The sequence below is a fragment of the Streptomyces sp. NPDC043878 genome (assembly GCF_056435735.1).
Genome location: NZ_JBWKDW010000009.1, coordinates 276,629 through 287,723 on the forward strand (window position 1 = coordinate 276,629; position 11,095 = coordinate 287,723).

6 protein-coding genes are annotated in these 11,095 nt (G+C 72.5%); all 6 read left to right on the forward strand.

The features are described 5' to 3' along the window. Positions 1–336: 336 nt before the first annotated feature. The gene (locus AC07AZ_RS15625; protein ID WP_478847807.1) at positions 337–1,719 is read left to right on the forward strand and encodes an ABC transporter substrate-binding protein; all 1,383 of its coding nucleotides are present in this window, start codon (positions 337–339) and stop codon (positions 1,717–1,719) included. A 9-nt stretch (positions 1,720–1,728) separates the two neighbouring features. Next, positions 1,729–3,081, forward strand: a complete 1,353-nt coding sequence (locus tag AC07AZ_RS15630; RefSeq protein WP_478847809.1) for a carbohydrate ABC transporter permease — start codon at positions 1,729–1,731, stop codon at positions 3,079–3,081. Then, positions 3,078–3,962, forward strand: coding sequence for a carbohydrate ABC transporter permease (locus AC07AZ_RS15635; RefSeq protein WP_478847811.1), 885 nt, complete (start codon positions 3,078–3,080; stop codon positions 3,960–3,962). The genes AC07AZ_RS15630 and AC07AZ_RS15635 overlap by 4 nt, the downstream gene beginning before the upstream one ends. 165 nt (positions 3,963–4,127) lie before the next feature. Further along, positions 4,128–6,398, forward strand: coding sequence for a bifunctional glycosyltransferase/CDP-glycerol:glycerophosphate glycerophosphotransferase (locus tag AC07AZ_RS15640; RefSeq protein WP_478847813.1), 2,271 nt, complete (start codon positions 4,128–4,130; stop codon positions 6,396–6,398). Between the two features lie 159 nt (positions 6,399–6,557). Further along, on the forward strand, positions 6,558–8,765 hold the full coding sequence (locus AC07AZ_RS15645; RefSeq protein WP_478847815.1) for a bifunctional glycosyltransferase/CDP-glycerol:glycerophosphate glycerophosphotransferase: 2,208 nt from the start codon (positions 6,558–6,560) through the stop codon (positions 8,763–8,765). Positions 8,766–8,769: 4 nt separating this feature from the next. Beyond that, on the forward strand, positions 8,770–11,034 hold the full coding sequence (locus AC07AZ_RS15650) for a bifunctional glycosyltransferase/CDP-glycerol:glycerophosphate glycerophosphotransferase (protein ID WP_478847817.1): 2,265 nt from the start codon (positions 8,770–8,772) through the stop codon (positions 11,032–11,034). Positions 11,035–11,095 lie beyond the last annotated feature (61 nt).

The window sequence follows — 11,095 nt, forward strand, 5'->3', positions numbered from 1 at the left end:
ACTCCCTGCTGTGACCACCGCCGCGCATCGCAACCCGCCGACAGCGCCCCGCCCTCCGGGGAGGGCGCCGGATGGCGCGCCCCCGCAGGAGATCGCGCCGCGCCCCTTCCCAACCCCTCCGACTGCCCCGGATCGCGCCGCGTGATCCCGCGCGCCCCGGACTCTTCCCGTACCTGCACCCCTCTCGCGCATACGCCGGATGCACTGGTCACGAGGGCATCACGATCGCCCACTTGACACGAGACGCGGTCTTGCAGCCCCCGTTCACCCAGGCGTAGACCAGATCACACGGGACAGCGTTCGAGCGTTCGACGAGGAACGAAGAACGGGGCATTGATGCGCAGCACGAGCAGCACCATCGGGACCCGCAGGGCCGCGAGAACCGCCGCAGCCGTACTGGCCGGCGCCCTCGCGCTGGCACTCAGCGGGTGCGGCGGAGACGACGACAAGGGCAAGGAGGGCCAGTCGGGGAGTCCTTCGGCGAGCGGCAGCTCCCTCCAACTCCCCAAGCTCGACGGACAGACGCTGGAGGTCGCAGCCGTCTGGACCGGACCCGAGCAGGACAACTTCACCAAGGTCCTCGACGAGTTCGAGAAGCGCACCGGCGCCAAGGTCGACTTCGTGCCGACCGGCAACAACACCTCCACCTTCCTCGGTACCAAGATCCAGGGGGGCAAGCCGCCGGACGTGGCGTTCCTGCCGCAGGTCGGTGTGCTCCACCAGTTCGCGGACAAGGGCTGGCTCAAGCCGCTCGGCGCCGAGGCGAAGGCGCAGTCGGCGAAGAACTTCTCCACGGGCTGGCAGGAGCTCGGGGCGTACAAGGGCAAGCAGTACGGCGTGTACGTGAAGGCGGCCAACAAGTCGCTCGTCTGGTACAACACGGCGGCCTTCGAGGCGGCGGGCGTCACGGCCCCGCCGAAGACCTGGAAGGACTTCCTCGGCACCGCGCAGACGCTGTCCGACGCCGGCTCGCCCGCCGTCTCCATCGGCGGCGCCGACGGCTGGACGCTCACCGACTGGTTCGAGAACGTCTACCTGTCGCAGGCCGGTCCGGAGAAGTACGACCAGCTCGCCCAGCACAAGATCAAGTGGACGGACCCGTCCGTGAAGGACGCGCTCACCACGCTGGCCCAACTCTGGGGCAAGGACGACCTGATCGCGGGCGGCCGTTCCGGCGCGCTGCAGACGGAGTTCCCGAAGTCGGTCACCCAGACCTTCTCCGGTGACAACCCGGCCGCGATGGTCTACGAGGGCGACTTCGTGACCGCGAACATCAACGCGGACACCAAGGCGAAGGTCGGCACGGACGCCAAGGTCTTCCCGTTCCCCGCGGTCGGCGCGCAGGCCCCCGTCGTCAGCGGCGGCGACGTGGCGGTGGCCCTCAAGGACGGCAAGGGCCCGCAGGCGCTGATGACGTTCCTCGCCTCGACGGACGCGGCGGAGATCTGGGCGGCGCAGGGCGGCTTCATATCCCCGAACAAGGAGATGGACCAGGGCACGTACAAGGACGCGGTGACCCGGGACATCGCCAAGGCGCTGCTCGCGGCGGGCGACGACTTCCGCTTCGACATGTCCGACCAGGCCCCGGCGGCCTTCGGCGGCACGGCCGGCATCGGCGAGTGGAAGGACCTCCAGGACTTCCTGAAGAACCCGGGCGACGTGGCGGGCGCCCAGAGCAAACTCGAGTCCGACGCCGCCAAGGCGTACAAGGCCGGCTGACGGCCCGGGATGGCTTCTGTCGCGAACTCGACGGAGGGTGCCGGCGCGCTGCCGGCACCCCCCGTCCCCCCGCGCAAGGGCGTGACGGGGACCCGGCTGTGGGTGGCGGTGCTGTTCCTGCTGCCCGCGCTGGTGCTCCTCGGCGCGCTCGTGGTCTACCCCATCGGGTACTCGGTCTGGCGCAGCCTCTACGACGCCGACGGCTCGGGCTTCGTCGGCCTGGACAACTACCGGGACATCTTCACCAACCACTCGACGCTGACCGCGGTCCGCAACACGGCGATCTGGGTCGCGGTCGCCCCGGCCCTGGTCACGGCGCTGGGCCTGGTCTTCGCGGTGCTGACCGAACGGGTGCGCTGGGCCACGGCGTTCAAGCTGCTCATCTTCATGCCGATGGCGATCTCCATGCTCGCCGCCGGCATCATCTTCCGTCTGGTGTACGAGCAGGACCCGGACCAGGGTGTCGCCAACGCGGTCGTCACCTCCGTGCACGACGCCTTCGCCGACTCCTCGGTGTATCCCAAGGCCCGGCCGAACGCCGCCGCGAGCGATCTGAAGGCGTCCGGCGGCGGCTCGTTCACCACGACGGGGACGGTACGGGCGGGCACCCCGGCCCTGCTCCCCCTCGTCGGGATCGCCCCGAACAGGCTCCCCGGCACCCCCGAGAACGCGAAGGCGGCGAGCGGCACCGGCGTGACCGGCACCGTCTGGCTGGACTTCAAGCTGGGCGGCGGCGGGACGAAGGGCCAGGTCGACCCGGGTGAGAAGGCGCTGAAGGGGGTGAAGGTGGAGGCCGTACGGGACGGCGACGTGGTCGCCTCCGCGACGAGCGGGGCGGACGGCACCTTCACCCTGCCGGCCAAGGCCGACGGAGCCCGACTCCGCCTGCCCGGCTCGAACTTCGCGGCCCCCTACAACGGCATCGACTGGCTCGGCCCGACCCTGGTCACCCCGGCCATCATCGGCAGCTACGTCTGGATGTGGGCGGGCTTCGCGATGGTGCTGATCGCGGCCGGCCTGGCGGGCGTCGACCGCAACCTCCTGGAGGCGGCCCGGGTCGACGGCGCCAACGAGTGGCAGGTGTTCCGGAAGGTCACGGTCCCCCTGCTGATGCCGGTCCTGGTGGTCGTCCTCGTCACCCTGATGATCAACGTGATGAAGATCTTCGACCTGGTCTACATCATCGCCCCGCAGCCCAGCCAGGACGACGCCAACGTCCTCGCGCTGCAACTGTTCCTGTCGTCCTTCGGCGGCGGCGGCAACTACGGCGCCGGCAGCGCGATCGGCGTCATCCTCCTGCTGCTCGTCCTGCCGGTGATGTTCGTCAACATCCGCCGGCTCCGAAGGGAGCGTCAACGGTGACCGCCCTCGACACGACCGGCGTGCGCGCCAGACGTTCCCTCGCCGCCCGCGTGGCGAGCGGCGCGGCGGGCGGGGCGACCCGGGTCTTCCTGATCCTGGTCGCGCTGCTGTGGATGGTGCCCACCTTCGGCCTGCTGGTCTCCTCGTTCCGCGACCCGACCGACATCGCCTCCTCGGGCTGGTGGAAGGCGTTCTCCGCGCCGAGCGAGCTGACCGCCAAGAGCTACCGGACGCTGCTGGGGAACGACGCGATCACGCACTCGCTGCTCAACACCATCTGGATCACGGTCCCGGCGACGCTGCTGGTGGTGCTCATCGGGGCGATGGCCGGATACGCCTTCGCGTGGATGGACTTCAAGGGCCGCGACTGGTGGTTCGTGGTCGTGGTGGCGCTGCTGGTCGTACCGGTGCAGGTCGCCCTGATCCCGCTGTCGGACCTCTTCGGCAAGATCGGGATCTTCGGCGACATCATCGGCGTGGTGCTCTTCCACGTCGGGTTCGGACTGCCGTTCGCGATCTTCCTGTTGCGCAACTTCTTCGCGGAGATCCCGCGGGAACTGCTGGAGGCGGCGCGGCTCGACGGGGCGGGCGAGGTCCGGCTGTTCACGACCGTCGTGCTGCCGCTCGGCGCGCCCGCGATCGCGTCCCTGGGGATCTTCCAGTTCCTGTGGGTGTGGAACGACATGCTGGTCGCGCTGGTGTTCTCGGACGGGCAGTCGCAGCCGCTGACCGTCGCACTCCAGCAGCAGGTACGGCAGTTCGGCAGCAACATCGAGATCCTGGCACCCGGCGCCTTCATCTCCATGGTGATCCCGCTGGCCGTGTTCTTCGCGTTCCAGCGGCAGTTCGTGTCCGGCGTGATGGCGGGCGCGGTCAAGTAGGCGGCAGGCGCGGCCCCTTGAGGGGGCACACCAGGGGGCGGGCCGACGACACCGGCCCGCCCCCTCGCGTTCACCCACAGTCCCCCGTATGCCGTACGCGGCGTAACCAAGTCACTCCATCGGCCGTTCCCGGGCAGAACGCCCGCGCCGACCCATGGATGTGCCTTGCCCAGGTTCAGTGTCATCGTCCCCGCGTACAAGGTTCAGGCGTACCTGCACGAGTGTCTGGACTCGGTGCTCCGCCAGTCCTACCCCGATCTCGAACTGATCGCGGTCGACGACCGCTCGCCGGACGCCTGCGGGGCCATCATCGACGAGTTCGCGGCCCGTGACGCGCGCGTGCGGGCGATACACCTGGCCGAGAACCAGGGGCTGGGTCGCGCCCGCAACGCGGGGCTCGCCGAGGCCACGGGCGACTACCTGCTGTTCCTCGACGGCGACGACACGCTCACCCCGGACGCGCTGCGTTCGATCGCCGACCGGCTGAAGGAGACCGGCGAGCCGGACGTCCTCGTGTACGACTACGCGCGCACGTACTGGTCGGGGGAGAGCGTCCGCAACGCGGCCGCCGCGCAGCTCACCGAGGAGGGTCCGGCCCCCTTCCGGCTGGCGGACCGGCCGGGGCTGCTGCGCCTGCTCATGGTGGCCTGGAACAAGGCGTACCGAAGGGAGTTCGTGGAGCGGGAGGGGTTCACCTTCCCGCCCGGCTACTACGAGGACACGCCCTGGACGTTCCCGGCCCTGCTGGCCGCGGAGTCGATCGCGACCCTGGACCGGACGTGCGTGCACTACCGGCAGCGCCGCCAGGGCAACATCCTGGGCACCACGAGCCGCCGTCACTTCGACGTCTTCGAACAGTACGACCGGGTCTTCGCGTTCATCGAGACGCGCCCCGAACTGGCGTGCTGGCGGGCGGTGTTGTTCCGCCGCATGGTCGACCACCTGGCGAAGGTGTTCACCCGGCGCGGCCGGCTGCCGCGCGGCACCCGAGCCGAGTTCCTGCGCAGGGCCCGCGCGCACTACCGCCGTTACCGCGTCGCCGGCGCGCCCGTGCCGCTGAGTTCCCGTCCGCGCCACGCGCTGGTGCGCCTGGGCCTGCACCGCACGTTCCGTGTCCTGCAGCTGGCGTCGGCCCTGCACCGGCGGACGCTCCGGCTCGGCGCGCGCGTGCTGAGGTCGGTCCGCCGCACCGCGCTCCGGCTGCACTACCGCCTGCAGCTGCGCCTGCCGCTGCGGGCCGACCGGGCCGTCTTCGCCGCCTACCAGGGGCGCGGCCACGGCTGCGGTCCGGGCGCCCTGGAGCAGGCGTTCCGCACGCTCGCCCCGCGGGTGCGCACGGCGTGGATCGCCCGCCCCGAGCACCACCACACGATCCCGCCGGGCCCGCGCCGGCTGCGTCCGGGCACCGCCGCGTACTGGACGGCGCTCGCCCGCTCCAAGTACCTCGTCAACAACGTCGACTTCGACCGCGGGGTGGTCAAACGCCCCGGTCAGGTCTTCGTGCAGACCCAGCACGGCACCCCGCTCAAGCACATGGGCCTCGACCTCCAGGAGCACCCGGCGGCGGCCCGCGACACCGACTTCGCCGAGCTGCTGCGCGGGGTCGACCAGTGGGACTACGTCGTGACCGCGAACCGGCACACCACCCTGACCTGGGAGCGCGTCTACCCCGGCGGCTACACCACCCTGGAGTACGGCTCCCCGCGCAACGACGTCTTCCAGCGGGCCACCGCGGCGGACGTGACCCGGCTGCGCGCGTCGCTCGGCATCCCGGCCGGCTCGGTCGCGATCCTGTACGCGCCCACCTATCGCGACTACCGCCGGAGCATGCGCACCGCGCTCGACCTGGAGCGGCTGCTGCGCCGCCTCGGCCCCCGCTTCGTCGTGCTGGCCCGCGCCCACCACCGCTACGGCGCCCCGCTGGTGGCCGCGCCCGGCGGCCGGCTGATCGACGTCACCGGCCACCCGAGTGTCGAGTCCCTCTGTCTCGCCTCGGACGCCCTGGTCACCGACTACTCGTCGATCATGTTCGACTACGCCAACCTGGACCGCCCCATCGTGATCCACGCCGACGACTGGGAGGCGTACGAGGCCGCCCGCGGCACCTACTTCGACCTGCGGTCCTTCCCGCCGGGCCTGGTCGCGCACAGCGAGGACGAGCTGATCGGCGTCTTCGCCGACGGTCACTGGCGCGGTTCCCGCTCCACCGAGCTGCGCGCCGCCTTCCGGGAGCGCTTCTGCCCGCACGACGACGGACGCGCCGCCGAACGTGTCGTACGCCGTGTCGTGCTCGGGGAGGAGGAGGCGCGGCTCCCGCACGTCGTGCCGCTCGCCGAGCGCCGGCCGGTGCCGTCGGCGGCCGCCGCCCTGGCGCGCTCGCCGCTGGCCACCGTGCCGCCGCCCGCGGGCCCTGTGACCGTCACCGACCGCCGCTGAACACCGTTGCCAGTCCGGGGAGTCCGCCCGTATGCCTGCCCGCCCGCCGCGGCCCACGCCGACCCGGCCGTCCACCTGGCGGCCGGCCGGGGGTCCCGGCCGCCGCGACGCCGTCCGAGACGCCCGGGTCTCCGCGAGACCACCGAGAGAAAGAACAGAATGCCCCGCTTCAGCATCATCGTCCCGTCCCACGGGGTCGCCGACCGGTTGTCCCAGGCGCTGGACTCGGTCCTCGCCCAGTCCTTCGGGGACTTCGAGCTGATCCCGGTCTGTGACGCGCCGGACTGCCCAGCCGCGGACGTCGTCGCCCGGTACACCGGGCGGGACCCCCGCCTGACCCCGGTGCACTCGCCGCCCTCGGCAGGTCTGGCCGGGGCCCGCAACGCCGGGCTGCGGGCGTCGACCGGCACGTACCTGCTGTTCCTGGACGGCGACGACGTCCTCGCCCCGGGCGCGCTGGCGGCGCTGGACGCCCGCCTGGCGCGGACCGCGGCCGACGGCGAGGCCGACGTCCTGTACGCGGAGTACGAGCGGGTCCCCTGGTGGGAGGGCGAGCCCGGCAACCCGGCCGCGCCCCTCCTCGCGAAGGCACCGGACGGCCTGTTCGCGCCCGGCCGCGCCCCGCGGCTCACCGGCGTCCAGCTCCCCGCGTGGAGCGCCGTCTACCGCAGGACCTTCCTCACCGAGCACGAACTCGCTTTCCCGGAAGGGCACTTCACAGACGTCGGCTTCGGTGGCCTGGTCACGGTCGAGGCCGAGCGGGTGGCCGTGCTGCGCCAGGTCGTCGTCCGGCATCTGGTGCGCCGTCAGGGCAGCCGCGTCAACCTGCCGGGCGGGCACCACGCCGAACTCCTCGACCAGGCGGAGCTGGTGCTGACCCGGGCCGCCGAACGGGAGCTGTCCGCCGAGCGGTCGCACGCCCTGTTCGAGCAGGTGTTCACCGCGATCCTGAAGACCGCGGCCCACCCCCGCCGGCTCACCTCGGGGCGCCGTGCCTTCTTCCGCCGGGCGGCCCGCCTGTACCGGCGCCACCGCCCGGCCGGCTACCCGACGCCGGGCGGCAGTCTGGGCGTTCAGCACCGGCTGCTGTCGTCCGGGGCGTACACGGCGTTCCGCGCGCTGCGGGGCGCCAACCGGTCGGCGGCACGGGCGGTCCGGCGCGTCCCGCGCCCCCACGGGCTGCGCACCCGGCTGCACTACGCCCGCGCGCTGCGCCGCCCGCTGGACCCCGCCCTCGTCGTGTACTGCGCCTACTGGGGCCGGGGTTACGCGTGCAGTCCGGCCGCGATCCACGCCAAGGCCCGTGAACTCGCCCCGCACCTGCGCGCGGTGTTCCTGGTCGAGCCGGACGCGGTGGCCGGGATGCCCGAGGACGTGGAGCACGCGGTCATCGGCAGCCGTGCGTACTGGGAGGTGCTCGCGCGTGCCACGTATCTCGTCAACAACGCCAACTTCGCGGACGCCGTCGTCAAACGCCCCGGCAGCGTGCACCTGCAGACCCAGCACGGCACCCCGCTGAAGAAGATGGGCGTCGACCAGGCGACCTACCCCGTGGTGGCCGCGGCGACCGGCAGTTTCGCCCGTCTGTTGGCCCGGGTGGACCGCTGGGACTTCAACCTGACCTCCAACCGGCACTCCACCGAGATGTGGGAGCGGGCGTTCCCCGCCTCGCACGAGACCCTGGAGTACGGCTATCCGCGCAACGACGTCTACTGCACGGCGACCGCCGAGGACGTCGTCCGCGTCCGCCGTGAACTGGGCGTCCCCGAGGGCAGGACGGCTCTGCTGTACGCGCCCACGCACCGCGACTACAGCACCGGCTTCGAGTCCCGCCTCGACCTGGAGGCGCTGTGCGAGGCGCTCGGCGACCAGTACGTCATCCTGCTGCGCGCGCACTACTTCTACGACGGGGGCGCGGCGCGCGGCAGCGGCCGGATCATCGACGTCACCCGGCACCGCTCCTCCGAGGACGTGTGCCTGGCCGCCGACGCGCTGATCACCGACTACTCGTCGATCATGTTCGACTACGCCAACCTGGACCGGCCGATCGTCGTGTACGCGGACGACTGGGACGTCTACCGGGAGACCCGGGGCGTCTACTTCGACCTGATGGAGTGCCCGCCGGGCCGGGTCGCCCGCACCCCGGCGGAACTGGCCGCCGCCTTCACCGACGGCTCGTACGCGGACGACTCCGCCGCCGCCCTGCGTGCCGTGTTCCGGGAGCGTTTCTGCCAGTTCGACGACGGACGCGCGGCCGAGCGGGTGGTGCGCCGGGTGCTGCTCGGTGAGCCGCCGGAGTCGATCCCGCCCGTGATCCCGCTCGCCGAGCGCACCCCGGCCCCTGCCGCCGCCCTCGTGAGGAGCTGACCCAGTGCCCCGCTTCAGCGTCATCGTCCCCGTCTACAAGGTGCAGGGCTACCTGCGCGAATGTCTCGACTCGGTGCTCGACCAGTCCTGCGACGACGTCGAGGTGATCGCCGTCGACGACCGCTCACCCGACGGGTGCGGCGCGATCCTCGACGGGTACGCCGAGCGCGACCCGCGGGTGCGGGTGCTGCACCTGCCCGAGAACGTCGGCCTCGGCCGGGCCCGCAACGCCGGTCTGGAGCAGGCGAGCGGCGAGTACGTGCTCTTCCTCGACAGCGACGACCACTACACGCCGGGCCTGCTGGCCGCCGTCGCCGCACGGCTCGACGCCACCGGCGACCCCGACATCCTGGTCTTCGACCATGTGCGCACCCACTGGTGGGGCCGCGGCGGGCAGAGCAAGGCGGCCGGTCTGCTGGCCGAAGGCGCCGCTCTGGACACCTTCGACGTCCGGGAGCACCCGCGGTTCCTGCACTTGTTCCTGGTGGCCTGGAACAAGGCGTACCGGCGTGCCTTCCTCCTGGAGCACGGCCTGCGCTACCAGCCCGGCCTGTACGAGGACGCCCCCGTCACCTACCGCTCGATGGTGCTGGCCGGCCGGATCGCCTGCCTGGACCGGATCGGCGTCGAGTACCGCCAGCGCCGGCAGGGCGCGATCACCAGGACCCCGGGGCGCCGCCACTTCGACATCTTCGCGCAGTACGAGGGCCTGTTCGCGTTCCTGGCACAGCGCCCCGACCTGGACTGGGCGCGCCCGCCGCTGTTCGAACGGGCGCTGGACCACATGCTGTTCGTGCTGGCACGTGAGGACCGGGTGACCCCCGCCGACCGCCCGGCCTTCTACCGCGAGATCCGCTCCTTCCACCGCCGTCACCTCCCGGCCGGCTTCACCCCGCCCGAGGACGCGCGGGGCACCGAGATGCGGCTGCTGGCGACGGCGCCGTACGCCTCGTACGCGGTGCTGCGGGGGCTGCGCACCCTGCGCGGCACGGCCGGGGCGGGCGGCCGGCGGGCGGTGCGGACGGTGTCGCGGGCGACCCGGCGGACCTCGCACGCGGTCCGGTCCGGGTTCCCCCTCGATCCGCAGCTCGCGGTGTACTCGGCGACCCATCACCGGGGCGTGACGGGCGACCCGGCCGCCGTCTACGCCAAGGCCCGCGAACTCGCCCCGCACATCCACGGGGTGTGGGTGGTCCGGGAGGACGCGGTGGACTCGCTGCCGCCCGGCGTCGACCACGTCACGCCGGGTTCGCGGCGCTACCACGCGCTCACCGCGCAGGCCACGTACTGGGTGAACAACGTCAACTGGCCGGGCACCCCCGCCAAGCGGCCCGGCAGCGTCCACATCCACACCCACCAGGGCACACCGCTGAAGTACATGGCGGTCGACCTGCTCACCAAGCCCGGCGCGCGGCACGGCCTCGACGTGCCGCGGATGCTGCGCCGCGCGGACCGCTGGGACTACAGCCTGGTCGCCAACCGCCACTCGGAGCTGGTCTGGGACCGCGCCTACCCCTGCCACTTCACGTCCCTGCGCACCGGCAGCCCCCGCAACGACGTGCTGGTGAACGCCGGTGCCGACGACGGGCGATCCGTGCGGGCCCGGCTCGGCATCCCCGACGACCGGACGGTGGTGCTGTACGCGCCGACGCGCCGGGAGTACCGGCGGGGCGGCCACGTCGAGCGGATCGACCTGGTCCGGTTCGCCGCGGACCTCGGGCCCGAACACACCCTCGTCGTCCGCCTGCATCCCTCGCTGGCCACCGGGCCGGCACGCGGGCTGGGGCTGACCGAACTGCACCGGCGCGGTGTGCTGGTCGACGCGACGGACGAACCGCACGTCGAGGACCTGATGCTCGCCTCGGACGTGCTGGTCACCGACTACTCGGCCCTGATGTTCGACTACGCCAACCTGGACCGGCCGATCGTGGTCCACGCCGACGACTGGGAGGCGTACGCGGCGAGCCGGGGCGCCTACTTCGACATCACCGCCGAGGCGCCGGGCCGTGTGTCGCGCTCCTACCGGGAACTGGCGTGGCTGTTCGCCTCGGGGACGTGGCGGGACGAGGAGGCGGCGCGGCTGCGGGCCGCCTTCCGGGACCGGTTCTGCGAGTTCGACGACGGCCGGGCCGCCGAGCGGGTGGTGCGGACGCTGATGCTGGGCGAGGACATGCCCCCGGCCGGGTCCACGCCCCGGTCCGGGGCCGCCGGGGCGGTGGGCGGGCTGCCGGCCCCCGCCTCCGGGCGGGATCTGCTGACCTCGTCGTAACCCGGTGGGGGGGGGGGGGGGGGGGGCGGGGAGGGGGCCAGGACGGAGGGGGGGGGAGAGG

Excerpts from the sequence above, each read along its gene's own strand:
- AC07AZ_RS15625 (WP_478847807.1), top strand. The coding sequence starts at position 337 with ATGCGCAGCACGAGCAGCACCATCGGGACCCGCAGGGCCGCGAGAACC.
- AC07AZ_RS15630 (WP_478847809.1), top strand. The coding sequence starts at position 1,729 with ATGGCTTCTGTCGCGAACTCGACGGAGGGTGCCGGCGCGCTGCCGGCA.
- AC07AZ_RS15645 (WP_478847815.1), top strand. The coding sequence starts at position 6,558 with ATGCCCCGCTTCAGCATCATCGTCCCGTCCCACGGGGTCGCCGACCGG.